This is a genomic window from Microbacterium sp. 2216-1 (assembly GCF_046507855.1).
Taxonomy (GTDB): domain Bacteria; phylum Actinomycetota; class Actinomycetes; order Actinomycetales; family Microbacteriaceae; genus Microbacterium; species Microbacterium esteraromaticum_C.
On sequence record NZ_JBKFTM010000005.1, the window covers coordinates 49,862 to 75,165 of the forward strand.

Below are 25,304 nucleotides of genomic sequence, written 5' to 3' on the forward strand. Positions count from 1 at the left end.
TCAATCCTCCGGGTACTGGAAGAGGTCATCGAGCCCGAGCTGGAGTGCGCGGGCGATCTGGAAGGCGAGTTCGAGCGTGGGCGAGTACTTGCCCTGTTCGATCGCGATGAGGGTCTGGCGGGTGACGCCGATGGTGCGGGCGAGTTCGGCCTGCGTGAGCCCGGCGCGTTCGCGGTGCGCGCGGATGCTGTTGGTGACCAGTGTCGGCTTGACCATCAGATGAGCCCCCGCCGGTAGGCGATCACGCGGGCGATTCCGCCGACGAAAGCCGAGACGGCGAACCCGGCGAACATGGTCTGTGCGATCCAGAAGACATCGGCGTTCACCGCGCACAGGGCGATGACGCCGAGCCCGGCGATGACCAGGAAGGCGTGCTCGACGCGCGTTCCCATGCGCGAGATGTCGCGGTCGCGGATATCGGTGGCGGCGACCGCGTCTCCCTCACGGGCACGGGCGATGAGCGCCCAGACCGCGATGATCAGCACCGTGAGCACGATGCCGGCACCGATCGTCCACAGCATGATCGGCAACCACGATGCCGTGGGATCGGAAGCACCCACGAGCACCACCACATATACGGGGATCGTCAGCACCAGGCTGATCAGTCCGGCCCAGGCGGCCCGTTCCTCAGCGACCATCACACACCTCCGTGTAAAAGATTCTTTACACGGAGGTTACGCCTACCCGCGGCGCGATGTCAAGAATCTTTTACATGGCCCGCGGTCGCCCCGTTCAGGTCGCAAAAAGTCCCGCAACATCACCGCGGAAGCGGGACAAATTGCGACCGGAACGACCGCTTGCGACGAGAACAACCCGCGCGGGCCGACTCAGATGACCGCGGCGCTCCAGTCGTCGGGATCCCCGAAGCGGTGCGCGGTGATCGAGATCGCCTGCTCGTGCACGAACGGCAGCAGTTCCAGCCGTCCGGCCGTAGTCACCTCGTTGTCATAGACGGCGAGATCCGGATCACCGGCCACCGCGCGCGCCAGATCCGCGTGCAGCGCCGCGACGGCCTCGCGCGATCCGACCAGCCGCACGCGCCCGGCATCCACACGGCCCGAGGCCCCGGCATCCGACGTCACGGCATCCACCCCTCCGGAGTGCACCGCACCGCCGCGCCGCGCGATGCGGTCGATCCACTCCGCGTCGCTCTCGACCGCGATGAGCACCTCCAGGTCGCTGAGCTGCCCGCGCACGCCGGCGGGAAGGCCCGCCGGTACCGACAGCACGAACGGCGCTCCCGCGCGGATGCCGGCGAACACCACTCGCAGCACTTCGTGCAGCCCGGCATCCGACGTCGCACGCACCGTCACCTGAACCGGCCGGTACCGGAACAGATTGCGTTCGACCCCCAGGTGCGAGACGTCACGCACCTGACCGAACTCGCGATCCCACGCGACGGCGTCTGACAGCGCCGCCTGCCGCAGCCACTCGAACTCGTCGAACCCGAGCGAGGGCTGCGCCGCCTCGATCAACGTCGAGATGCGGGTGTCGAGACCCCGCAGATGCAAGGTGCTCGACACCTTGCCCCGCGACTGCGAACGCCAGCGGCCCAACCCGACCAGGTAGTTCGGCCCGCCGGCCTTCGCGCCGGGTCCGACCGACGAGCGCTTCCATCCTCCGAACGGCTGACGCTGCACGATCGCACCGGTGATGCCCCGGTTGACGTAGAGGTTGCCGGCCTGCACCCGGTCGAGCCAGAGCTCCAGGTCAGCGGGGTCCTGCGTGTGCAGCCCCGCCGTCAGCCCGTACGCCACGGCATTCTGCATCTCGATCGCCTCGCTCAACGTCGCCGCGTGCATCACCCCCAGCATCGGCCCGAAGAACTCCTCCAGGTGTGTGCGCGAGCCCGGCTGCACCCCGGCACGCACGCCGGGACTCCACAGCCGCCCGCTGTCATCGAGCGATCGGGGGCGGATCAGCCACTTCTCGTCACCCTCCAGGTCGTTCAGCGCCCAGGCGAGCTTGCCCTGCGGCTGCTCGATGACCGGGCCGATCTCGGCTGTGGGGTCGGACGGCCAGGCCACCCGCATCGACTTCACGGCATCGGTCAGTTGCCGCACGAACCGCTTGGAGCGGCCCACCGGACCGACGAGAATCGCCAGCGACGCCGCCGAGCACTTCTGCCCGGCGTGGCCGAAGGCGCTGCGCACGAGGTCGGCGACGGCGAGATCGAGATCGGCGGTGGGGGTGATGACGATCGCGTTCTTTCCGCTGGTCTCGGCCAGCAGCGGCAGGTCAGGGCGCCACGAGCGGAACAGCGCCGCGGTGTCCCATGCGCCGGTCAGGATCACCCGATCGACCGACGGGTGCGAGATGAGCCGGCGTCCGAGTTCGCGCTCGCCGAGGTCGACGAGGGCGAGTACGTCTCGCGGGACACCCGCCTGCCACAGCGCCTCGGCGATGACGGCGGCGCACCGACGCGCCTGATGGGCGGGCTTGAAGACGACCCCGGATCCCGCCGCCAGCGCGGCAAGCACACCGCCGGCGGGAATCGCGAGCGGAAAGTTCCACGGCGGCGTGACCACCGTCACCTGCGCCGGCTCGAAACGCGCGCCACTGACCGCGTCGAGTTCACGCGCGCGGCTGGCGTAATACTTCGCGAAGTCGACGGCCTCACTGACCTCGATGTCGGCCTCCGAGAACACCTTGCCCGTCTCGACGGCGGCGATCTCGATCAGATCGCCGCGTCGCGTCTGCAGCGCGACGGCCGCGCGCTGCAGGATCTCGGCACGTTCGGATGCCGGACGCGCGCCCCACTGGGCACCGCCGGCCTGCACCCGGTCGAGGGCCTGCTCCAGCATCCGCTCGTCGTCGATCCGCGCGGCGCGCACCGTCTCGAGGCCCAGGGCGCACGCGTCGGGCTCGGCGACGCGGGCGAGGATGCCGCGCGCCCACTCACGGTTGGCGGGCAACGCCGGATCGCTGTCCGGGGTGTTCTCGAAACCGGGCGCACCTGCGGTGCCGTCCACCGCGACAGCCAGCTCGTGACGCGCGTACACGGCGGTCTGCAGAAAGGCGTCGCCGTCATCCTCCGACCCTCGGGCGATGTCGAGCACGACGCCGGTGAGGTCTTCGCTCTCGACCGCCCGGCGCGGCGCGGGGCGCACGGATTCGTGCGCCGGTGCGTTGCGGTCCTGGGTGCGCCGCGGCCCGATCTGCAGGGTGCGGTCGTCCTTGCGGGTGAGCGAGTCCACGAAGCGCAGCCGCTCACGCTCGAACAACGAAGGGTCCTCGGCGAGATGGAACGCCGCCGAGAGGAAGTTCGACGGCGACGCGTTCTCGTCGAGACGGCGCACGAGATAGCTGATCGCGACGTCGAACTCAGCGGGATCGACCACGGGCACATACAGCAGAACCTCGCCGACCTCGCGGGCCACGGCCGCCACCTGCCCCTGCGCCATGCCGAGCAGCATCTCGAACTCGATGGCGTCGCGCACCTCGCGCTCCCCCGCCAGCAACCACGCATAGGCGATGTCGAAGAGATTGTGCCCGGCGACGCCGATGCGCACGGCGTCGGCGTTGCGGGGCGTGAAGGCCTCGTCGAGGCAGCGCAGGTAGTTCGCGTCGGTGTCGAGCTTGGTGGTGTACGGGGCCTGCGGCCAGCCGTGCATCACGGCATCCACCTTCTCCATCGCGAGGTTGGCGCCCTTGACGAGCCGCACCTTGATGGGCGCACCGCCATGGTCGACGCGGTCGCGCGCCCAGGCGGTCAGCTCACGCAGCGCGGGCAGCGCGTCGGGCAGGTAAGTCTGCAGCACGATGCCCGCCTCAAGGCGCTTCAGCCGTGGGTCCTCCAGCAGACGCGTGAACACCGCGACCGTCAGATCGAGGTCGCGGTACTCCTCCATATCGAGGTTGATGAACGTGCCGTTCGCCGCGGCGGTCACGTAGAGCGGCAGAAGACGCTCGATCACCTGGTCGACGATCTCGTCGAACGCCCACATCGAGATGCGGCTGATGATCGCCGACACCTTCACTGAGACGTAGTCGACGTCGTCGCGGCGGATCAGCGCGTGGATGCCGTCGAGCCGGCGCTTCGCCTCGGCCTCGCCGAGCACCGCCTCGCCGAGCAGGTTGAGGTTGAGCCGAGAGCCCGAGACGCGTAGCTTCTGCAGCGCGGGTCCGAGCTTGTCGGGTCGCGCGTCGACGATGAGATGGCCGACCATCTCACGCAGCACGCGCCGTGCGATCGGCACGGTGGGCACGGGCAGCAGCGGGGCGACGCCCCCGCCGAGCCGCACCACGCCGCGCAGGTACCAGGGCAGGAAGTCGGGCGCGAGCGTCGCGACCCGATGCAGATTGGATGCTGCCGCCGACGCGCTCTCCGGGCGCATCACCCCGTCGACGAAGCCCAGGGTGAAGGGCATCCCCTTCGGGTCCTGCAGCACTCCCGCGAGGCGCTCGGCGGCCGGGTCGACGTGCTCATCGGCGGCCTGCAGAACCCAGCGCGCGGCGAGTTCGACGGCCGCTTCCGCCAGGTCGCTTCCGGTGGGCGATGACGACTGCTCTGCCATGTGTCCACACTAGGCGCGTGCCGGCGTCAGGGGCGGGTGATGCGCGCCGTGTCAGTTCCAGGCGCCGTGTCAGTTCCAGGTGCTGGGCGCGGGCGCCTTCGTGGGCGGCAGGGCGACCGCTGCGGCCCAGTCGTGGATCCACTCCTCGATGTCGGGAATGCCCTCGGGGCGCCCCACAGCGGCGAAGAGCTCTTCGTGGCTCACCGTGCCACCGCTGCGTCGCAGCATCCGCGCCCGTACGATCACGCGGGCATAGACCTCGCCGTCGACGACGGCGCGGTGCTCGAGGAAGACCGCCTTGTCGTCGTGCCCGATCATGCGCGACTCGACGTCGAAGCGCTGCCAGAGCTCCAGCGACTTGCGGAACGTGACGGTCTCACTGGAGACGACGGCGTACCAGCCGCGCTGCTTCATGGAGTCGAACAGGCCGGTGCGGATCAGCAGGTCCCAACGGCCCAGGTCGAACAGCGACAGGTACCGGCCGTTATTCATGTGCCGCAGGATGTCGATATCGGTGGGCAGTGTGGTGAGCCGGACCGTACCCACGTCGGTGGGACCGAGCGTGCCGTCGCGGCGCACGCGCCGCCGCGCCTGAAAGATCACGAGGAGGGTGCGCCAGATCACATTCACAAGGGGCGATAGTAGTGATCCACGATGCATGTCCCAACTTCGTTGGCGGGTTTCCACACACGAGGGGGTGTGTGACGGGCCGATTTCACCTCTTGGGCCCTCGAGCGTAGAGTCGCGGCATGAGCGCCGAAGCCCAGCCCGAGATCATCGTCCGTCCGGTCCGCGACGTGGATGCGGAAGCCCTCGGTCGCGTGCACGCGCAGACGTGGCACGAGACCTATGACCACCTGATCAGCAAGGCGGCGCTGGAGCGCATCTCACCGCGCCGCATGGCCGAGCTCTGGACGAACTGGGCCCGTCAGGGCGAGGACTTCAAGATGAGCGCCGCACTCGTCGACGGCGAGATCGTCGGCTTCGTCGGCTCGGGGCCTGCGCGCGACAAGGATGCCCCCGCGTTCCGCGAGCTGTACTTCATCTATCTGCTCGACGAGTACCACGGCACCGGCATCGGCCAGCAGCTCTTCGACGCGGCCGTCGAGAAGGAAGAGCCCCTGTACCTGTGGGTCGCCGAGGACAACCCCAGGGCGCACCGCTTCTACGCCCGCAACGGGTTCTCGCTCGACGGCGCCAGCCACACCGAGCCCTTCCTCGGCGAGACGCTGACCGAGGTGCGCTTCGTGCGCTGAGCGCATCGCTCTTCGCGTCGACACCCCGTGTTCGCGCCGAGACCCCCTGCTGCAGACGTCTGCAGCAGGGGGTCTCGGCGTCAGGTGGGGGTATCGGCGATCCTGTCCCGTGGCCTGGCCCGGGACCGGGTCCGGCCCGGCCCGGGGCGGGGTGGACCGGGTCGGATGCCGGATCACAGCGCCCGGATGATGTCCTCCACCCGTTCCTTGGCGTCGCCGAACAGCATCTGGGCGTTTTCGCGGAAGAACAGCGGGTTCTGCACGCCCGCGTAGCCGGGGGCCATCGACCGCTTGAACACGATCACGTTCTCGGCTTCCCACACCCGCAGCACGGGCATACCGGCGATCGGGCTGCCCGGGTCCTCGGCGGCGGCCGGGTTGACCGTGTCGTTGGCTCCGATCACCAGCACGACGCTCGTCGAGGCGAGGTCGTCGTTGATCTCGTCCATGCCCAGAACGATGTCGTACGGCACCTTCGCCTCGGCCAGCAGCACGTTCATGTGCCCCGGCAGGCGCCCCGCGACGGGGTGGATGCCGAAGCGCACGTCGACGCCGCGCTCGCGCAGCTTCGCGACCAGGTCGGCGACGGGGTACTGGGCCTGTGCGACCGCCATGCCGTAGCCGGGGGTGATCACGACCGACTGCGCCTGCGACAGCAGGCCGGCGGCGGCCTCGGCGTTGAGTTCGCGGTGCTCGCCGTGGTCGACGTCGTCGGAGGCGGATGCTGTGATGCCGAAGCCTCCGGCGATGACTGACAGGAACGACCGGTTCATGGCCTTGCACATGATATACGACAGGTACGCACCCGACGACCCGACCAGCGCGCCGGTGACGATGAGCAGATCGTTGTTCAGCAGGAAGCCGGCCGCAGCCGCCGCCCAGCCCGAGTAGCTGTTGAGCATCGAGACGACGACGGGCATGTCGCCGCCGCCGATCGAGGCCACCAGGTGCCAGCCGAGGGCGAACGACAGCAGGGTCACCGCCACCAGCAGCCAGAGCTGCTGGTCGAGCACGAACCACACCGTCAGCACGACGAACGCGACCAGCGCGCCGACGTTGAGCAGGTTCTTGCCCGGCAGCACGAGCGGACGCGACGACACCCTGGCTGACAGCTTCAGGTACGCCACGATCGAGCCGGTGAAAGTCACACCACCGATGAAGATGCCGATGAAGACCTCGGCGTTGTGGATGTCGACCAGTTCGGCCGGGATCGACGCGTGCGAGAGGTGGCCGTTCCATCCGACCAGCACCGCGGCAAGGCCGACGAAGCTGTGCAGCAGGGCGATGAGCTGCGGCATCTCGGTCATCTTGACGACCTTGGCGCGCCACAGGCCGATCGCCGCACCGACCAGCACACCGACGGCGAGCAGGCTCAGGCCGAGGGTGGCACCGCTGCCGCCCCAGGCGTCGGCGACGGTGAGCGCCAGAGTGGCGCCGAGGGCGATCGTCATGCCGACGATGCCGTAGACCACGCCCGCGCGGGCGGATTCGTGGCGGCTGAGCCCGGCCAGGCTCAGGATGAACAGCAGGGCGGCGGCGATGTAGGCCGCGCCGGCGAGTGCGTCGACGGTCACTTGTGGTCGCCCCCTGTCGTCTTGCCGAGTGTGAACATGCTGAGCATGCGGCGGGTGACGGCGAATCCACCGAAGATGTTGATGCTCGCGACCAGTACGGCGACGGCGGCGAGGGCCTGCACGACGGGGTTTGCGTCGGTGATCTGCAGCATTGCTCCGACGACGATGACGCCCGAGATGGCGTTGGTGACCGACATCAGCGGGGTGTGCAGCGCATGGTGCACCTTGCCGATGACGTAGAAGCCGACGACGACGGCGAGCATCAGCACGGTGAAGTGCTGCGGCAGCGGCGGGGGTGCGAACGCGTTCACGAGGAACAGCGCGGCGATGCCCACGACGATCAGCGCGATCTTCTTGCCGGCGCTCATCTTCTTGGGCTCGGGAACGGGTGCTGCAGAGGCGGCGGGGGCCGCCGGGGCCGGCGCGGCGGCGACCTGCACGGGCGGTGGCGGCCAGGTGACCTCACCGTCGCGCACCACGGTGACCGCGCGCTGCACGACATCGTCGAAGTCGATGGTGAGCGTGCCGTCCTTGCCCGGGGTGAGCAGCGCGACCAGGTTTGCGACGTTGGTGCCGTACAGCTGCGAGGCCTGCGCGGCCAGCCGCGAGGCGAGGTCGGTGTAGCCGAGGATGATCACGCCGTTGTCGGTGACGACGCGCTCGCCCGCCACCGAGCCCTCGACGTTGCCGCCCTGCGCGGCGGCCATGTCGACGATCACGCTGCCCGGCTTCATCTGCGCGACGTCGGATGCTGTGATGAGCCGGGGCGCTGCGCGCCCCGGGATCAGCGCGGTGGTGATGATGATGTCGACGTCGGCGGCCTGCTCGGTGTAGATCTCGGCGGCGCGGCGGTCGTAGTCGGCGCTGGTGGCCTTGGCATAGCCGTCGGTGGATTTCTCGACCGCGACGTCGACGGCCAGGTAGGTGCCGCCGATCGACGACACCTGGTCGGCGACCTCGGGGCGCGGATCGGTGGCGCGCACGATGGCGCCGAGGCTGGATGCTGCTCCGATCGCGGCGAGTCCGGCGACACCGGCACCGGCGACGAGCACCTTCGCGGGCGGCACCTTGCCGGCCGCCGTCACCTGCCCGGTGAAGAACCGGCCGAACTCATGGGCGGCCTCGACGACGGCGCGGTAGCCCGAGATGTTGGCCATCGAGCTGAGCACGTCCATCGACTGCGCGCGCGAGATACGCGGAACCGCGTCGAGGGCGAGCGCCGTGATCCCGCGCTGGGCGAGCTTCTCGATCAGTTCGGGCTTGAGCGCGGGTGAGAGCAGCGCGATCAGGGTGGCTCCGTCGGCCAGGGCGGCGATTTCAGCATCCGATGGCGGGTTCACCCTGAGGACGACGGGGCTGCGCCACGCCTGCTCCGGTGCGACGATCGTCGCACCGGCCTGCCGGTACTCGTCATCCGGGTACGACGATCGCTCGCCCGCCCCGCTCTCGACGGCCACTTCGTAGCCGAGCTTTCTCAGGGTCTGCACGGTGGCCGGGGTGGCAGAGACACGCGTCTCCTCCGGGCCTTCCCGCACGATTCCGATCTGCGTCACTGCGATCCTTCCGTCCCGACATCACTGTCGGCCTCAGCGTTTTGCTCAGACTACTGACCGATCGAGAAGGAATGAGGGGAAATCTGCTCTGTGACCGCTGAAAATCAGGCGAAATTGATCAATGGAGAAAGCGAGAGGCCCCCGTGCTCAGCACGGGGGCCTCTCAAGAAATGCGTGGCGTCAGCGCCCGGAGACCTGCCCGAACAGCTTCGCGATCGGCGCCAGCACCAGCGGGCGGGCGGCGAACCAGCCGGCAGCGACCACGACCATGGCTCCGACGAACACCCAGAAACCGGTCCAGACATCCGCATAGGCGATGCCATCGACCGAGCCCTGCGCAGCGAACATGTGGTTCAGGTTGCGCAGCGCACCGGTGAGGAACACCAGCGCGACGTGCACGATGATGAACGCCACGAAGTACAGCATGACGGGGAAGTGCAGGGCACGCGCCCACTCGACCGGGTAGGCCTTCGACAGCTTCTCGGCCTTCTTCGGCCACAGCCCCGACATGCGGAACCCAGTGATCACTGCAAGAGGCGCGGCGATGAACACCGTCGTGAAGTACGCCAACTGCTGCAGGCTGTTGTAGTTCACCCAGCCATTCTCGGTCGGCCAGTCGAGCGAGATGTACTGCAGCAGGGCCGAAAGCGCGTTCGGGAAGACCTCCCAGCTGGTGGGCACAATGCGCACCCAGTGGCCGGTGACGATGAGCAGCACCACGAAGATCACTCCGTTGACGATCCACAGGATGTCGAGCGACTGGTGGAACCACAGAGTCAGGCTGATCTTGCCCTTGCTGTTGCCGCGCGGCGCCCAGAACACGGTGGGCCGCTTCTCGGTGCGCACCCCGAGCCCCGAACGGATGATCAGCACCATCAGGAAGATGTTGAAGAAGTGTGCCCAGTTGACCCACGGCGCGAAGCCCGGTTCGGTCTCGAACGCGGGGTGGTACTCGCCGGGGTAGGCGGCCAGGAAGTCCTGCATGAACGGCAGAGTGAGGAACGCCCGCATCAGGAACACCCCGGCCGCGGCCAGCAGACCGAGCGAGGCGAGACCCAGCAGTCCGCCAATGGCCTGCGGCCACGTCGGGCGCAGCCTCGACGGCTGCGCGACGGGCTGCGAAGCGTGCCGCGGCGCGCGTCCCTGCCAGACGGTGCGGGTGAACGGCAGCGGCGTCGACAGGTCGGGGCGGTCGGATGCCACGGCCACCGCGGTCTGGGTGGACGGGGCTTCCGTCACCGGAGCCTCGGCGACAGCATCCGACGACGCGACGACCGCGGCGACCGAAGCGGTACCGGCGGGCGGCCACGGGTCGCCGCCGGCGACGCGCGGCAGGCCGCGGCGCAGCTCGGCGCCCGGCGCGGTGGCGGCGGCGGTCGCCTGGGGCGCGGCAGCTGCCACCGGGGCGACGGCCGGCTCGGGCGCCTCGGTCACGACCGGAGCGGGGGCGGCCATCGCGGGTGCCGGAGCAGGGGACGCCGGAGCAGTGGATGCCGGCGGCCAGGGGTCTCCCCCGGCAACGCGCGGCAGACCACGGCGCAGACTGGCGCTCGGTGCTACGGCGGTCGCCAGCGCAGCACTCGCCGGCGCAACGCCGCCCGATGCAGCAACAGGCTCGGCCGCGGGCGCGGCGGGAGCGGACTCCACTGGCGCGGGCGCGGCGGCAACCGCCTCCGCAACCGGCATATCGTTCACGTTGTCAGCGCCCTCGACGGTCACCTCGGTGACGGGAGGCCAGGGCTCTCCGCCGTTGATCCGCGGCAGTCCGCGGCGCAGCATCCGCGTTCCCATGGTTAGTTCTTCCGCGCTTCGAGCGCCTCGATCAGCTGCGGCACCACGGTGAAGACGTCACCGACGATGCCGAAGTCGGCGACGTCGAAGATCGGCGCCTCGCCGTCCTTGTTGATCGCGACGATCGTCTTGGCGGTCTGCATGCCGGCGCGGTGCTGGATCGCGCCCGAGATACCGAGCGCGATGTACAGCTGCGGCGACACCGAGACGCCGGTCTGACCGACCTGATGCGCATAGGGGATGTACCCGGCGTCGACCGCCGCCCGCGAGGCGCCGATGGCGGCACCCAGCGTGTCGGCGAGCTGCTCGACGAGCACGAACTTCTCCTTCGAGCCCAGGCCGCGGCCGCCCGAGACGACTCGCGCGGCACCACGCAGCTCGGGACGCGACGAGGTCTTCTCTTCGCCCACGATCTCTCCGGTGCTCGCGGCGACCGCATCGGACGCGGTGACCGCGAGCTCCTCGACCGTGAGGTCGGCGGCCTCGGCGCGGGCATCCACAGCGCCCTGACGGACGGTGATGACCGGGGCACCGAAGGTCGGGGCCGAATCGGTGAGGAACGAGCCGCCATAGACGGAGTGCTGGGCGGTGACGCCCTCGTCGTCGCGGGAGACGCCGATGGCATCCACCGACAGGGCGAGCTTCTCGCGCACGGCGAAACGTCCGGCGACATCGCGGCCGGCGATCGAGTTCGAGATCAGCACGGCATCGGGCTTCACCTGTGCATAGGCGGCCTGCAGCGCGTCAACGACCGGGACGGTCAGCTTGCCGGCGTCACCGGCGGCCGTGAGCACGACCTGCGCTCCGGCCGCTGCGGCGGCATCCGCCGCGGCGGGGCTGCCACCGACGATCAGCGCGACGGGAGCGCCGATGGTGGATGCCGCACCGATGAGCGCCGCAGTGCTGCTGGCGGCATTGCCGGCGGGGTCGACGTCGACGAGGACGAGGATCGGGTTCGCGGGGTACGCCATGTCACACCAGCCTGTTCTGTGCGAGGAACTCGACGAGCTGAGCGGCGGCGTCGCCCTCGTCGGTGATCTTGACCCCGGCCGCCCGCGGGGGCTTCTCTGCGACCGTCGTCATGATCGCGCGGGGCGCCAGAGCGGGATCCGCCGAGACGCCCAGGTCGGCCAGCGAGAGCACCTCGAGCGGCTTCTTCTTGGCCGCCATGATGCCCTTGAAGTTGGGGAAGCGCGCGTCGGGCAGCGCCTCGGTGATCGAGATGACCGCGGGCAGTGCCGCGGTGATCTGCTGCGTGCCGTCGTCGCCGGTACGGGTGCCGACGACCTGTGCGTCGGAGATCTCGATCTGGCTGAGCGCCGTCGCCTGCGCGAACCCGAGGTGCTCGGCGAGCATGGCGGGGATGACACCGCCGGAACCGTCGGTCGAGAGGTTGCCGGTGATGACCAGGTCAGGCTCACCGCGGCGGATCGCGGCGGCGAGCACCTCTGCGGTCAGCGTGAGGTCGGCGCCGCGCAGATCCTCATCGACGACGTGCACGGCAGATGCCGCGCCGATCGCCAGGGCACGACGCACGGATGCTGTCGACGACTCCGGCGCCATCGAGAGGGCGACCACCTCGGTGCCGGCGTTCTTGTCGGCGTACGAGAGCGCGGCTTCGAGAGCACGCTCGGTGATCTCATCCAGCACGACATCACCCGAACGATCAGCCAGTCCCGTCTCGAGATCGAGCTTTCGGTCACCGTAGGTGTCTGGCACTTCTTTCACCAGGACATAGATCTTCATCGAGCCTCCTTACGCCGGATTCGAGTCTACCTGCGAGCGTACCTGAGATTCAGTTCCGCAGCCGGTGAAATTGAGTATCAGTCGGACTCGATGGCGACCCGATACCGTGGCTCTATGGCCCGCCCCCGCCCTCTTCCCATCGATCCGCTCGCCGAGGCGAAGCGGCAATGGCTCGCGCACGGCTGGAACGATGCCGCCGAGGGCATGGCCGTGGTCACCTCGATCATGCGCGCCCAGCAGCTGCTGCTCGCACGAGTGGATGCGGCACTCAAGCCCTTCGGCGTGACCTTCGCGCGCTACGAGGTGCTGCGTCTGCTCGCCTTCAGTCGCACGGGCACCCTGCCGCTGTCGAGCGTCGTGGCCAGGCTGCAGGTGCACGCTACGAGCCTGACGAGCACGGCCGAGCGCCTCGTGCGCGACGGCCTGGTGCGCCGTGATCCGCACCCGCACGATGGCCGCGCCGCACTGTTGACCCTCACCGATGCCGGCCGCGATCTCGTCGAGCGTGCCACTGCCGCGCTGAACACCGAGGTGTTCTCCTCGCCCGGGCTGGCCGCCGACGACGCCAAGGAACTGGTCGGCATCGTCGCGCGACTGCGCAAGAACGCCGGCGACTTCACCGACCCGCGCCCGCTGCCCGAGCCGCTCTAATGCCGCGCTTCGTCCTCGAGCGATTCGTCCCGGCGGCGCCGTCCGAGGTGTTCGACGTCTCACTCGATGTCGGCCTGCACCTGGCATCTCAGCGCAGCCACCGCGAGCACGTCGCTGCCGGACGCACCGCGGGGATGCTTGAGGAAGGCGAACAGATCACGTGGAGCGCGCGCCACTTCGGCGTTCGGTTCCGCATGACCTCGATGGTCTTCGACGTCGACCGCCCCCACCTGTTCCGTGACCGACAGACGGCCGGACCGTTCGCTTCCTTCGCGCACGCACACGAGTTCAGTGGCGTCGACGGCGGAACTCACATGCGCGACACGATTGACTTCCGCTCCCCACTCGGCTGGGTTGGCAGAATCGTCGACGCGGCCGTCATGCGCCGCCATCTGATCGCCGTCATTACCGAGCGCAACGATGCGATCAGCGCGCGTTTCGCTGGTCCTAGCGACTGACCCACGCCCGCTGCCCGAGCCACTCTGAGCCGCTCTGGCCGCTGACCACACCGCCGAGAAACCATCTGTCGTTTGAGAAACCACGTGTGACGTGGTTTCTCAAACGGGAAGTGGTTTCTCACTGGAAGGGTGCGCTCAGTCGCCCTCGTACACGTACTGGTCGAACCGCTCAGGCACACGCTGACGCTGCCAGGCGAGCTCCTCGTCGCGCCGCTCACGGTCGCCGGGGAACGCCTTGGCCGTGTACCGCGGCACCTGGCGGGCGTGCCCGGCCATGTGCGCGACGGCCGCGGCCTGCCCGCACACCCGCGCCGCGGCGATGGCCGACGCCTCAGACGCCTCGCGCGCGGCCGCGTGGCTACCGAACGACCGCTCACGCACCTCGTCGATCGCGAGTTCTCCGCGGATGAACGCCTGCGCCGCGTCGAGCGCCTCGCGAGGTCTGCGGTCGTCGGGCCGTTCCTCGAGGAAGAACGGCAGCATCCGCTCTGCGCACGCCACGGTCCATTCCACCAGCTCGCGGCGATCGTGCTCGGAGAGTCTGAGGTCTGCGTCGTCGGGCTGGCTGTTCACGGTCGATCTCATCGGTGCTGGAAGTGAGGGGGGCGCTTCTGTCGAAAAGCGGCCATCCCCTCCTTCTGATCTGCGGTGTCGAACAGTGCGGCGAACTGCTGCTTCTCGACGGCAAGTCCCGCCTCGAGGGTCGTCTCCATGGCAGCATCCAGCGTCGCCTTCGCCGCGTACAGCGACGGCAGCGACTTCGACGCGATCGTCTCGGCGAGCGTCGTCGCCTCGGCGAGCAGATCGGATGCCGGAACCACGCGCGACACGAGGCCGATGCGTTCGGCCTCGTCGGCCGCGATCATGCGTCCCGACAGAATCAGTTCGGCGGCCTTGTAGTACCCGACCGCGCGGATGAGGCGCTGGGTGCCGCCCATGCCCGGCACGACACCGAGGTTGATCTCGGGCTGACCGAAGCGTGCCGAGTCGGCGGCGAGGATGATGTCGCACATCATCGCCAGTTCGCATCCGCCGCCGAGCGCGTACCCCGAGACGGCGGCGATCACCGGCGTGCGGACGGCCGCGAAGCGGGTCCAGGCGCCGAAGTGGTCGGTGTCGAGCATCTCGGATGCCGTCTTCGACTCCATCTCTTTGATGTCGGCCCCGGCGGCGAACGCCTTCTCGGATCCGGTGACGACGATCGCGCCGATCTCATCGCTGGCGTCGAAGATCTCGGCAGCTGCGGCCACTTCTTCGGACACGAGGCCGTTGAGGGCGTTGAGCGCCTCGGGCCTGTTGAGGGTGATCCAGCCCACCCGTCCTCGCTGTTCGACGATGATCGTCTCGTACTCGGCGACGTTTCCTTCAGGCATGTGCGCTCCCTCCGCCGCGTCCCTGCGGCGCTTCCAGTATCTCAGTCCCTCGCGCCCCCGCGCGCACTCCGCCCTCCCCACATGACTCCCGTCTATTCGTCACAAACCCCGGCTATTCGGCCCGAATAGGGGCGTTCTGTGACGAATAGACGGATGCCGGGAGATGCAGCGCGGGGTGGGGCGGGTCAGGAGTCGGTGGCTCGGATGTCGGTGATGATGCCCGAGAAGTCCCGGGCGGCGCCGTCGCCGGCCGCGAACGCGGCATAGATCTGCTGGGCGAGGCGGCCCATCCTGGCATCCGTCGATGTCTGTTCGATCGCCTGCAGCGCCAACCCCAGGTCTTTGGCCATCAGCGCGCCCGCGAAACCCGGCTGGTAGTCGCGGTTCGCCGGGCTCGTCGGCACCGGACCCGGCACCGGGCAGTTCGTCGTGATCGACCAGCACTGCCCCGACGCCTGCGAGACGACGTCGAACAGCGCCTGGTGCTCCAGCCCCAGCCGCTCGCCCAGCACGAACGCCTCGGCGACGGCGATCTGCGACACCGCGAGCACCATGTTGTTGCAGACCTTCGCGGCCTGCCCCAGACCCGGCCCGCCGCAGTGCACGATGCGCTTGCCCATCGCCTCCAGCAGCGGCAGCGCGTCGGCGAAATCGGCATCCGACCCGCCGACCATGAACGCGAGGGTGCCGTTCTCGGCGCCGACCACCCCGCCCGAGACCGGCGCGTCGATGTTCCGGTGGCCGGCGGCGAGCGCCAGCTCGTGCGCGGTGCGAGCCTCATCGACGGCGATGGTCGACGATTCGATGAACAGCGTGCCCGGCGCGGCAGCGGCGAGCAGCTCGTCCTGATAGGCGGCGATCACGTGCCGCCCGGCGGGGAACATCGTGATGACGACGTCGGCGCCGGCGACAGCATCCGCACCACTGTCCGCGACCGGGATGCCCGCATCACGCGCGGCGTCGACCGCGGCGGGCACCAGGTCGAACCCGTGCACGTCGTGCCCGGCCTTCACGAGGTTGAGCGCCATCGGCAGGCCCATGTGGCCGAGGCCGAGAAAGGCGACCTTCTTCGATGCCGACGCGGTCATGAGGCACTCCGCGCCTGAGCCCGCTGCTGCGAGGCTGATCCCGCAGGACGCAGCATCTCGCGTCCGACGATGAGTCGCATGATCTCGTTCGTCCCTTCCAGGATCTGGTGCACGCGCAGGTCGCGCACGACCTTCTCGATCCCGTAGTCCTGAAGGTACCCGTAGCCGCCGTGCAGCTGAAGGGCCCGATTGGCGACGTCGAAACCGGCGTCGGTGGCGAAGCGCTTGGCCATCGCGCAGCGCATCGTGGCATCCGGCGCCTTCTCGTCGACCGCCTGCGCACCATCGCGCACCATCAGGCGCGCGGCCTGCAGGTCAGTGCGCATATCGGCGATTGCGAACAGGATCGACTGCTTCTCGGCGAGCGGCTCGCCGAAGGCGACGCGCTCGTGCACGTACTGCACGGCGCGTTCAAGCGCCCACTGCGCGCCGCCCAGCGAGCAGGCGGCGATGTTGAGCCGGCCACCGTTGAGCGCCGACATCGCGATCGCGAATCCTCGCCCCTCGTCGCCGAGCATCGCCGATGCCGGCACCCGCACACCGTCGAGGATCACCGGACGGGTCGGCTGCGCGTGCCAGCCCATCTTCTTCTCGTGCGCGCCGAAGCTCAGGCCGTCGGCATCGCCCGGCACGAGGAAGGCGCTGATGCCCTTGGCGCCCGGCTCGCCGGTGCGGGCCATCACCACGTACACGCCGGCCTCGCCCGCGCCCGAGATGAACTGCTTCACGCCCGTGATCAGGTAGTCGTCACCGTCGCGCGTCGCGCTGGTGGTGATGTTGGCGGCATCCGACCCGGCGCCAGGCTCGGTCAGGCAGTAGCCGCCGAACTGTTCCATCGCGGTGAGCTGCGGGAGCCACTGTGCGCGCTGGGCGTCGTCACCGTAGGTGTCGATCATCCAGGCGACCATGTTGTGGATCGAGATGTACGCGGCCACGGCCGGGTCGCCCTTGGCGAGTTCCTCGAAGATCGCCACGGTGTCGATGCGGCCGAGGCCCGTGCCGCCGAAATCCTCGCGGACGTAGATGCCGCCGAGCCCCAGCTCACCGGCCCGGTGCAGCGACTCCCGCGGGAAGATGTGCTTCTCGTCGCGCTCAGCGGCGTGCGGCGCCAGCTCGGTTTCGGTGAACTCGCGCACGGCGTCGAGGATCGCCTCGCGCTCTTCGGCGGTGACGGAGGTGTTGATCATGGTCATCGTGTGTTCCTAGTTCATGGTGGGGATCACGAAGCTGGCACCGTCACGCACGCCGTGCGAGGGCCAACGACTGGTCACCGTCTTGGTCTTCGTGTAGAAGCGGAAAGCGTCGGCACCGTGCTGGTTCAGGTCGCCGAACCCGCTGCGCTTCCAGCCGCCGAACGTGTAGTAGGCGATCGGCACGGGGATCGGCACGTTCACGCCCACCATTCCGACGTTCACGCGCGCGGCGAAGTCGCGCGCGGCGTCGCCGTCGCGGGTGAAGATCGCGACGCCGTTTCCGAACTCGTGATCGGATGCCATCGCCAGCGCCTGCTCGTAGTCGGCGGCTCTGGCGATCACGAGCACGGGCCCGAAGATCTCCTCACGGTAGATCGCCATCTCGGTGGTGACGTGGTCGAACAGGGTGGGGCCCAGGTAGAAGCCGCCCTCGTGCCCGTCGACGGTGATTCCCCGGCCGTCGGCGAGCAGCGTCGCGCCCTGGTCGATGCCCTGCTGGATGTAGCCGGCGACCCGATCGACGGCCGCACTGTTGACCAGCGGCCCGTAGTCGGCGCCCTCAGACAGCGACGGACCGACGTTCAGGGCGGCGACGCGCTCGGTGAGCTTGGCGGCGAGGGCATCCGCCGTTTCTTCGCCCACCGGCACCGCGACCGAGATGGCCATGCAGCGTTCACCGGCCGAGCCGTAGCCGGCGCCGATCAGGGCGTCGGCTACCTGGTCGAGGTCGGCGTCGGGCATCACGATCATGTGGTTCTTGGCGCCGCCGAAGCACTGGGCGCGCTTGCCGTTGCCGATCGCGGTCGTGTAGATGTACTCGGCGATCGGCGTGGAGCCGACGAAGCCGACCGCCTGGATGCGCGGGTCGCTGATCAGCACGTCGACGGCCTCTTTGTCGCCGTGGACGACGTTGAAGACTCCGGCGGGCAGCCCCGCTTCGAGGAATAGCTCGGCAAGGCGCACGGGGACCGAGGGGTCGCGTTCGCTCGGCTTGAGCACGAACGCGTTTCCGGATGCCAGGGCGGGGCCCGCCTTCCAGAGCGGAATCATGGCGGGGAAGTTGAACGGAGTGATGCCGGCGACGACGCCGAGCGGCTGGCGCATCGAGTAGACGTCGATACCGGCGCCGACACCGGTGGAGTACTCCCCCTTGAGCAGGTGCGGTGCTCCGATGCAGAACTCGATGACCTCGATGCCGCGCTGGATGTCGCCCTTGGCGTCGTCAAAGGTCTTGCCGTGCTCGCTGGAGAGCAGTCGGGCGAGGTCGTCCATGTCGCGGTTGACGAGTTCGACGAAGCGCATCAGCACGCGTGCGCGCTTCTGCGGGTTGGTCGCGGCCCATTCGGCCTGTGCGGCCTCGGCATTCGCGATCACAGCGCGCACCTCGTCGGCCGAGGCGAGCGGCACGTGGGCCTGCACGGCTCCTGTGCTCGGGTCGAACACGTCGGCGACGCGTCCACCGGTCGGGTCGACGTGCTTTCCGCCTACGAAGTGGGGGATCATTCGGGTCATTGTGCTGACTCTCCTCTGTGCCTTCTTTGGCACAGTGTCATGATACTCGGCCCTCAGTGGATTTACTAGGGAGCCCTAGTAAATCCACTGAGGGCGCTCCCTCGACGTTCAGCGGGCCTCCGATTGAGAGGCCGTCCGACTCAGACGTAGTCGTCAGGATGCATCTGCCGGACACCCCGCTCGAACAGCGTGAACTGCGCCCGGAGCGGGACGTCGAGCGCCTCAGCCTGCTCGGCCATCGCACGCGCCCAGGCACGGTCGATCTCGCGCGGCTCGTGCAGTCCGGGGTGCTCCCACACCAGCACGACCTGGGCGTTGCCGGTCATCTCGCGCATGGACCCGATGCGGTGCATGAGCAGATGCCCGTGCGATACCTCACCGAGGTCGTCGACGCGCACGCTCTCGCCCGGATCCTCGGGATAGTCGGCCATCGGCATGAGCGGATCGCCGAGGCAGCCACGTTCGTCGATGAACAGCAGCCAGAACTGTCGCTGGTTCGCTTGGCGCAGGAGCAGCTCGATCATGTCGCGCAGTTGGTCGTCGGTGTGCAGCACGCGGTCTCGCGGCGATTGCTGAGTTTCCATGCGCACCACACTGTCGCGCGCGCCTCGCCGGCGTCGTCGGATTCGCCTCATTGTGGACAACTCTTCGGAACCGCCCGCCTGTGCACGAAGACTCGTCAGGAGTTCGCCCGCCGTACACCCACCGGCCACCTGCGCCCTCTAGAAAAGAACCCGCGCGACGGAAGACAGATCGGAATCGGGTGTCGTCGGAACTCGCGCCGCGGTGAGTGCGGTCGCAGCCTCCCGCCGCGGTCTCAGACCGCGAGACCCCCGCCGAATCGGGTCGGCGGGGGTCTCTTCCGTCTCAGGAATCGGATGCCGGCTACGCCGTGGCATCCACCGATCGCGCCGCCAGCCGCATCCACGTCTCGACGACGGTGTCGGGGTTCAGCGACATCGACTCGATGCCCTGGTCGAGCAGCCAGTCCGCGAGGTCGGGGTGATCCGACGGGCCCTGTCCGCAGATGCCGACGTACTTGCCGCGACGCAGGCACGCCTCGATCGCCATCGCGAGCATCTTCTTGACGGCTGGATCGCGCTCGTCGAAGGTGGATGCGACCAGTGCCGAGTCGCGGTCGAGCCCGAGCGTGAGCTGGGTCATGTCGTTCGACCCGATCGAGAACCCGTCGAAGTGATCGAGGAACTCATCGGCCAGCAGTGCGTTCGAGGGCACCTCGCACATCATCACGACCTCAAGACCGTTCTCACCCCGGCGCAGTCCGTTTGCTGCCAGCATCTCGACGACCGCGGCACCCTCGGCAACGGTGCGCACGAACGGGATCATGACCTTGACGTTCTGCAGGCCCATGTCGTCGCGCACGCGGCGGATCGCCTCGCACTCCATGTCGAAGCACTCGCGGAACTCGGGCGAGATGTACCGCGAGGCACCGCGGTACCCGATCATCGGGTTCTCCTCATGCGGCTCGTAGCGCTCCCCGCCCAGCAGGTTGGCGTACTCGTTCGACTTGAAGTCGCTCATCCGCACGATCACCGGCTCGGGCGCGAACGCCGCGGCCAGCATGCCGATACCCTCGGTCACGCGCTGCACGAAGAACTCCCGCGGCGACGGGTAGGCGGCGATGTGCTCAGCGACCTGGGCCTGAAGATCGGCGGGCAGGGCGTCGTACTCGAGCAGCGCGCGGGGGTGGATGCCGATCTGGCGGTTGATGATGAACTCCAACCGGGCCAGCCCCACACCCCGGTTGGGCAGACGCGAGAACGAGAACGCCTGATCGGGAGTGCCGACATTCATCATGATCTTGACCGGTATCTCGGGCATCCGATCGAGCTGCGTCTCCTCTTCGCGGAACTCGAGCAGGCCGCGGTAGACGAACCCGTCGTCTCCCTCGGCGCACGACACGGTGACGTCGAGGCCGTCGGGGAGCACCCGGGTGGCGTCTCCCGTGCCGACGACGGCGGGAATGCCCAGTTCGCGCGCGATGATCGCAGCATGGCAGGTGCGGCCGCCGCGGTCGGTGACGATCGCCGAGGCCTTCTTCATGATCGGCTCCCAATCGGGGTCGGTCATGTCGGCGACCAGCACGTCGCCCGCACGGAAGGCCGCCATATCGTCGAGGGAGCGCAGCACGCTGACCGCGCCCGAGCCGATCTTCTGCCCGATCGCGCGTCCAGTCGAGAGCACCTCGGCGCGCTCACCGAGCACGAATCGGCGCATGACGTTGGCGTCCGTGCGCGAGACCACCGTCTCGGGGCGCGCCTGCAGGATGTAGAGGCGGCCGTCGACGCCGTCGCGCGCCCACTCGATGTCCATCGGGCGGCCGTAGTGCTGTTCGATCGTCACGGCGTGGCGGGCGAGTTCCTCGACTTCAGCATCCGAGATGCTCAGCAGGCGGCGCTCGGCGGCCGGGACGTCCTCGAAGACGGTCGTGCCGCCCACCTGCGCACTTTCGGTGTAGCGCATCGCGACGGCCTTCTCACCCACCGCGCGCTTGAGGATCGCCGGTCGTGACGCCGCCAGCGCGGGCTTGTACACGTAGAACTCGTCCGGGTTCACCGCCCCCTGTACGACGGCTTCGCCCAGCCCGTACGAGCTGGTGATGAACACGGCGTCCTCGAAGCCCGACTCGGTGTCGACGGTGAACATGACCCCGGAGGCCCCGATATCGGAGCGCACCATGCGCTGCACGCCGACCGAGAGCGCGACGTCGTGGTGGTCGAAGCCGTTGTGCACGCGGTACGCGATGGCACGGTCGTTGTACAGCGATGAGAAGACCTGCGTGACGGCCTGCAGGATGTTCTCGATCCCCGAGATGTTCAGGAAGGTCTCCTGCTGGCCGGCGAACGAGGCGTCCGGCAGGTCTTCGGCGGTCGCCGATGACCGTACGGCCCAGGAGACGGCATCCGGGGTCGGGTCGTTCTCGACGAGGTGCGCGTAGGCGGCGCGGATGTCGTTCTCGATGTCCGCCGGAAGGGGCTGCCGCTCGATCCACTCGCGCACCGTCGCGCCGACGCGGGTGAGCTGGGTGACATCGTCGACGTCGATCGCCTCGACGGCCTCGCGGATGCGGGTGTCGAGCCCGTCCGAGGCAAGGAAGGCCCGATAGGCGTCGGCTGTGGTCGCGAACCCACCCGGGACGCGCACGCCGAGATCCGAGAGGTGCGAGACCATCTCGCCCAGCGAGGCGTTCTTGCCCCCGACCTGGGGGAGGTCCGTCATCGTGACCTCGTGGAACCACAGGATGTTGCTCATAGCGCTGCTACTTTCGCTCGGGTCACGCACGCAGCTTCATGGTCTGCATGATGACCGCGGACATCTCCTCGACGCTTTTTGTCGAGGAGTTCAGGAACGGGATTCGGTGTCGGCGGTAGAGGTCTTCGGCGCGGCGCAGCTCGAGCGTGCACTGCTCGAGGCTGGAGTAGCGCGAGCTGGGGCGGCGCTCGTGGCGCACCTGGCTCAGGCGCAGCGGCGTCGTGGTGAGCCCGAAGCAACGCGGGCCGTACTTCGCGATCGGACGCGGCAGCGCCTCGCTGCCGAAGTCGTCGTCGGTGAGCGGATAGTTCGCGACGCGCAGCCCGTGCTGCAGGGCGAGGTACATCGTGGTGGGCGTCTTGCCGCAGCGCGACGGCGCGATGATCACGACGTCGGCCTGGTCAAGAGCGCGCGAACTCTGCCCGTCGTCGTGCTCGATGGCGTACTCGACAGCACGCATGCGTGCGAAGTAGCGGTCGGTGTCGCCGAGGCCGTGGTAGTTGCCGAGTTGCTCGGAGGCCGTCACGCCGAGAGCGTTCTCGAGCTCGGTGAGGTGTCCGGCGAGCAGGTCGATGACCGTCGCGCCCGAGGCGCTGAGGATGCCGCGCAGCTGGGCGTTCTTCACGGTGATGAACAGCAGGGGGTCGTGTCCGCGCGCGACGTCGGCATCGATGCTCGCGACGACCGAGCGCGCCTCGGCGTCGGTGAGTACGAACGGGATCGTGTGCCGCAGAAAGCGGATGCCCGGAAAGTTCGCCAGCAGTGCGTTGCCGAGCGTCTCTGCGGTGACTCCGGTGCTGTCCGAGACGAAGTACGCAGCACGCGTACCGGCGACGGGCGCGGAATCAGTAGGGGGCACGTTCCCACCGTATGGAAGGAACATGCCCCCTTACCAACGAATTCACCCGAAGGTTTTCGTGGTTTTACGATTTGTGAAGAACTGCGCTACGCGAGGCGCTCCACAATCAACGCGTTGGCCATGCCGCCGCCCTCGCACATCGTCTGCAGCCCGAGCGTGCCACCCGTCTCATCGAGATGGTCGAGCAGCGTGCCGAGCAGGCGCGTGCCCGATGAGCCCAGCGCGTGCCCCAGCGCGATCGCTCCGCCGCGCGGGTTGAGCCGGTCGGGATCGGCTCCGAGCTCGGCGGCCCAGGCCAGCGGCACCGAGGCGAACGCCTCGTTGACCTCGTACGCATCGATGTCCGAGATATCGAGCCCGGCGCGCTCCAGCACCCGACGCGTCGCGGGGATCGGTCCGGTGAGCATCATCAGCGGGTCGTCCCCGACCACGTCGAAGGCGCGCAGTCGAGCCCGCGGGCGCAATCCGAGCTGCTCGGCACGGTCGGCGCTCATCATCAATGCAGCCGAGGCCCCATCGGTGAGCGGCGACGAGTTGCCCGGCGTGATGCGCCAGTCGAGCTCGGGAAAGCGTTCGGCCAGGGCATCCGTGCGGAACGACGCCGGTAGGCCGGCGAGCTTCTCGGCTGTGGTGCCGGCCCGCACCGTCTCATCGACGCGGGCCTCCGGCGCCTCCGGAACGGCGACCACCGTGCGGTCGAAGAACCCGTCCGCCCACGCCTGCGCCGCCCGGCGGTGCGACTCGGCGGCGAACGCGTCGAGTCGGTCGCGGTCGAAGCCCCAGCGCTGGGCGATCAGCTCGGCGCTGACGCCCTGGTTCACCAGACCCTCGGGATACCGCGCGCGCAGGCGCGGCGACATCGGCGAACCACCCGTGGCCGACGAGCCCAACGGCACGCGGCTCATCGACTCCACTCCCCCGACGACCACGATGTCGCTCTCGCCGGCCATGATCCCGGCGGCAGCGAAGTGCACGGCCTGCTGACTCGACCCGCACTGGCGGTCGATCGTCGTCGCGGGCACGCGCTCGTCGAACCCCGCGGCGAGCACGGCCTGACGGGCGATGTTCATCGACTGGTCGCCGACCTGGCTGACGCAGCCCAGCAGCACGTCGTCGATCTGCCCCGACTCGAGGCCGTTGCGCTCGAGGATCTGCTGCAGGACGCCGGCGGCCAGATCGACCGGATGCACGCCAGACAGCATCCCGCCAGGTTTTCCGCGCCCCACCGGGGTGCGGACCACATCGACGACGACGGCCTCGGTGCTCATCAGCCCGCGGCTTCCTCGGCGCGCTCCTGCACATCGATCGCCGCCGTGTCGGGCACGTACTCGGCGATGTGGCGCTCATCGACGCCGACGTAGGCCGACAGCGGGCGGATCAGCGCGTTCGAGGCCTGCTGTTCGAGGACGTGCGCGGTCCATCCGGTGATGCGCGCCGCGATGAACAACGGCGTGAAGGTGAGTGTGTCGTAGCCGATCAGGTTGTACGCCGGGCCCGACGGGTAGTCGAGGTTCGGGTAGATGCCCTTGCGCGAGACGAACTCGTTCTCGAGCGTCTCATAGAGCTCGGCGACATCGGGGCGGTCGTAGTGCGCGACGAGGGTGTCGAGCGCCGCCTTCATAGTGGGCACGCGCGAGTCGCCGCGCTTGTACACGCGGTGGCCGAAGCCCATGATCTTGCGCTTCTCGGCGAGGGCGGCATCCAGCCAGCCGACGACCTCGGAAGCCGATCCGATCTCATCGAAGATGTGCATGACCGCTTCGTTGGCACCGCCGTGCAGCGGGCCCTTCAGCGCGCCGATCGCACCGACGACCGCCGAATACAGATCACTCAGCGTCGAGGTGATCACCCGGGCGGTGAACGTCGAGGCATTGAAGGAGTGCTCTGCGTACAGGATCATCGAGCGGTTGAACGCGTCGACGACGACCGGGTCGGGCTCTTCGCCGAACGTGAGCCACAGGAAGTTCGCCGCGTAGTCGAGGTCGTCGCGCGGATCGATCATCGCCTGCCCACGGCGGCGACGCTGACCGTACGAGACGATCGCCGGCAGCACGGCGAACAGCTGCAGGCTGCGCTGCAGGTTCTGCTCGGGGGTGCCGACGGCATCGAGCACGTTCCCGGTGCCCGCGGTCTCGATCGCACCGATGACGCTGACGGCGGTGCGCACCTCGTCCATCGGGTGCGCGTCGAGCGGCAGCGCATCGATCGCCGCCTTCACCTTGGGCGCAAGCGCGCGGTGCGCACGCTCGGTCGCGCGGAAGTCTGCCAGCTGTGCGGCCGTGGGCAGCTCGCCGTGCCACAGCAGGTAGGCGACCGCCTCGAACGGCTGGGTGGCCGCGAGCTCCTGCACGGGATACCCCCGGTACAGCAGGCTGTTGGTCTCTGGATTGACCTTGCTGATCGCCGTCACATCGGCGACGACTCCGGCCAGCCCCTTCTTGATCTCGGTCTCGCTCATTC

General features: G+C 68.7%; 22 protein-coding genes. 3 read left to right on the plus strand and 19 right to left on the minus strand.

Annotation, left to right across the window (positions count from 1 at the left end; genetic code table 11):
• The 4 genes from ACLD0U_RS13140 to ACLD0U_RS13155 all read right to left on the minus strand — a co-directional run bounded on the left by ACLD0U_RS13140 (position 1) and on the right by ACLD0U_RS13155 (position 5,147).
• The gene (locus tag ACLD0U_RS13140; protein WP_179409874.1) at positions 1–216 is read right to left on the minus strand and encodes a helix-turn-helix transcriptional regulator; all 216 of its coding nucleotides are present in this window, start codon (positions 214–216) and stop codon (positions 1–3) included.
• The gene (locus tag ACLD0U_RS13145; RefSeq protein WP_179409873.1) at positions 216–638 is read right to left on the minus strand and encodes a hypothetical protein; all 423 of its coding nucleotides are present in this window, start codon (positions 636–638) and stop codon (positions 216–218) included. Before ACLD0U_RS13145 ends, ACLD0U_RS13140 begins: the two co-directional genes overlap by 1 nt.
• Before the next feature lie 189 nt (positions 639–827).
• On the minus strand, positions 828–4,517 hold the full coding sequence (locus tag ACLD0U_RS13150) for a proline dehydrogenase family protein (RefSeq protein WP_410340881.1): 3,690 nt from the start codon (positions 4,515–4,517) through the stop codon (positions 828–830).
• Between the two features lie 69 nt (positions 4,518–4,586).
• Positions 4,587–5,147 carry an acyl-CoA thioesterase gene (locus tag ACLD0U_RS13155; protein WP_206821597.1) on the minus strand — a complete coding sequence of 187 codons (561 nt, stop codon included), beginning with the start codon at positions 5,145–5,147 and terminating at the stop codon, positions 4,587–4,589.
• A gap of 119 nt (positions 5,148–5,266) precedes the next feature.
• Here ACLD0U_RS13155 and ACLD0U_RS13160 point away from each other — a divergent pair, with 119 nt between their 5' ends.
• The gene (locus tag ACLD0U_RS13160) at positions 5,267–5,773 is read left to right on the plus strand and encodes a GNAT family N-acetyltransferase (protein WP_179409870.1); all 507 of its coding nucleotides are present in this window, start codon (positions 5,267–5,269) and stop codon (positions 5,771–5,773) included.
• Between the two features lie 173 nt (positions 5,774–5,946).
• Here the strand turns inward: ACLD0U_RS13160 and pntB are convergent, their stop codons facing one another.
• The 5 genes from pntB to ACLD0U_RS13185 all read right to left on the minus strand — a co-directional run bounded on the left by pntB (position 5,947) and on the right by ACLD0U_RS13185 (position 12,437).
• Positions 5,947–7,347: a Re/Si-specific NAD(P)(+) transhydrogenase subunit beta gene (gene pntB / locus ACLD0U_RS13165; protein ID WP_410340882.1), complete on the minus strand. Its 1,401-nt coding sequence runs from the start codon at positions 7,345–7,347 to the stop codon at positions 5,947–5,949.
• On the minus strand, positions 7,344–8,900 hold the full coding sequence (locus ACLD0U_RS13170) for a Re/Si-specific NAD(P)(+) transhydrogenase subunit alpha (protein ID WP_410340883.1): 1,557 nt from the start codon (positions 8,898–8,900) through the stop codon (positions 7,344–7,346). Before ACLD0U_RS13170 ends, pntB begins: the two co-directional genes overlap by 4 nt.
• A gap of 180 nt (positions 8,901–9,080) precedes the next feature.
• On the minus strand, positions 9,081–10,691 hold the full coding sequence (locus ACLD0U_RS13175; protein ID WP_410340884.1) for a cytochrome b/b6 domain-containing protein: 1,611 nt from the start codon (positions 10,689–10,691) through the stop codon (positions 9,081–9,083).
• A 2-nt stretch (positions 10,692–10,693) separates the two neighbouring features.
• On the minus strand, positions 10,694–11,662 hold the full coding sequence (locus ACLD0U_RS13180) for an electron transfer flavoprotein subunit alpha/FixB family protein (RefSeq protein WP_410340885.1): 969 nt from the start codon (positions 11,660–11,662) through the stop codon (positions 10,694–10,696).
• A gap of 1 nt (position 11,663) precedes the next feature.
• The gene (locus tag ACLD0U_RS13185) at positions 11,664–12,437 is read right to left on the minus strand and encodes an electron transfer flavoprotein subunit beta/FixA family protein (RefSeq protein ID WP_179409865.1); all 774 of its coding nucleotides are present in this window, start codon (positions 12,435–12,437) and stop codon (positions 11,664–11,666) included.
• 114 nt (positions 12,438–12,551) lie between these two features.
• Here ACLD0U_RS13185 and ACLD0U_RS13190 point away from each other — a divergent pair, with 114 nt between their 5' ends.
• Positions 12,552–13,088 carry a MarR family winged helix-turn-helix transcriptional regulator gene (locus ACLD0U_RS13190; protein ID WP_206551122.1) on the plus strand — a complete coding sequence of 179 codons (537 nt, stop codon included), beginning with the start codon at positions 12,552–12,554 and terminating at the stop codon, positions 13,086–13,088.
• Positions 13,088–13,546, plus strand: coding sequence for an SRPBCC family protein (locus ACLD0U_RS13195; protein WP_410340886.1), 459 nt, complete (start codon positions 13,088–13,090; stop codon positions 13,544–13,546). The genes ACLD0U_RS13190 and ACLD0U_RS13195 overlap by 1 nt, the downstream gene beginning before the upstream one ends.
• A gap of 135 nt (positions 13,547–13,681) precedes the next feature.
• Here ACLD0U_RS13195 and ACLD0U_RS13200 read toward each other — a convergent pair whose 3' ends face one another.
• The 10 genes from ACLD0U_RS13200 to ACLD0U_RS13245 all read right to left on the minus strand — a co-directional run bounded on the left by ACLD0U_RS13200 (position 13,682) and on the right by ACLD0U_RS13245 (position 25,302).
• Positions 13,682–14,119 carry a putative immunity protein gene (locus ACLD0U_RS13200; RefSeq protein WP_410340887.1) on the minus strand — a complete coding sequence of 146 codons (438 nt, stop codon included), beginning with the start codon at positions 14,117–14,119 and terminating at the stop codon, positions 13,682–13,684.
• Positions 14,120–14,127: 8 nt separating this feature from the next.
• Complete coding sequence (locus ACLD0U_RS13205; RefSeq protein ID WP_179409862.1) at positions 14,128–14,919, minus strand: enoyl-CoA hydratase-related protein; 792 nt, start codon at positions 14,917–14,919, stop codon at positions 14,128–14,130.
• A 185-nt stretch (positions 14,920–15,104) separates the two neighbouring features.
• Positions 15,105–16,007: a 3-hydroxyisobutyrate dehydrogenase gene (mmsB, locus tag ACLD0U_RS13210; protein WP_206822409.1), complete on the minus strand. Its 903-nt coding sequence runs from the start codon at positions 16,005–16,007 to the stop codon at positions 15,105–15,107.
• Positions 16,004–17,200, minus strand: a complete 1,197-nt coding sequence (locus ACLD0U_RS13215; protein ID WP_206822410.1) for an acyl-CoA dehydrogenase family protein — start codon at positions 17,198–17,200, stop codon at positions 16,004–16,006. Before ACLD0U_RS13215 ends, mmsB begins: the two co-directional genes overlap by 4 nt.
• A gap of 9 nt (positions 17,201–17,209) precedes the next feature.
• The gene (locus ACLD0U_RS13220) at positions 17,210–18,712 is read right to left on the minus strand and encodes a CoA-acylating methylmalonate-semialdehyde dehydrogenase (protein WP_410340888.1); all 1,503 of its coding nucleotides are present in this window, start codon (positions 18,710–18,712) and stop codon (positions 17,210–17,212) included.
• A 140-nt stretch (positions 18,713–18,852) separates the two neighbouring features.
• Positions 18,853–19,296, minus strand: coding sequence for a hypothetical protein (locus ACLD0U_RS13225; RefSeq protein ID WP_410340889.1), 444 nt, complete (start codon positions 19,294–19,296; stop codon positions 18,853–18,855).
• Between the two features lie 301 nt (positions 19,297–19,597).
• Complete coding sequence (ppsA, locus tag ACLD0U_RS13230) at positions 19,598–21,985, minus strand: phosphoenolpyruvate synthase (protein ID WP_410340890.1); 2,388 nt, start codon at positions 21,983–21,985, stop codon at positions 19,598–19,600.
• A gap of 22 nt (positions 21,986–22,007) precedes the next feature.
• Complete coding sequence (locus ACLD0U_RS13235) at positions 22,008–22,844, minus strand: pyruvate, water dikinase regulatory protein (RefSeq protein WP_224818015.1); 837 nt, start codon at positions 22,842–22,844, stop codon at positions 22,008–22,010.
• Positions 22,845–22,930: 86 nt separating this feature from the next.
• Positions 22,931–24,112 carry a thiolase family protein gene (locus ACLD0U_RS13240; protein ID WP_206822413.1) on the minus strand — a complete coding sequence of 394 codons (1,182 nt, stop codon included), beginning with the start codon at positions 24,110–24,112 and terminating at the stop codon, positions 22,931–22,933.
• Positions 24,112–25,302 (minus strand): bifunctional 2-methylcitrate synthase/citrate synthase, encoded by a 1,191-nt coding sequence (locus ACLD0U_RS13245; protein WP_224818017.1) that lies wholly within the window; start codon positions 25,300–25,302, stop codon positions 24,112–24,114. Before ACLD0U_RS13245 ends, ACLD0U_RS13240 begins: the two co-directional genes overlap by 1 nt.
• Positions 25,303–25,304 lie beyond the last annotated feature (2 nt).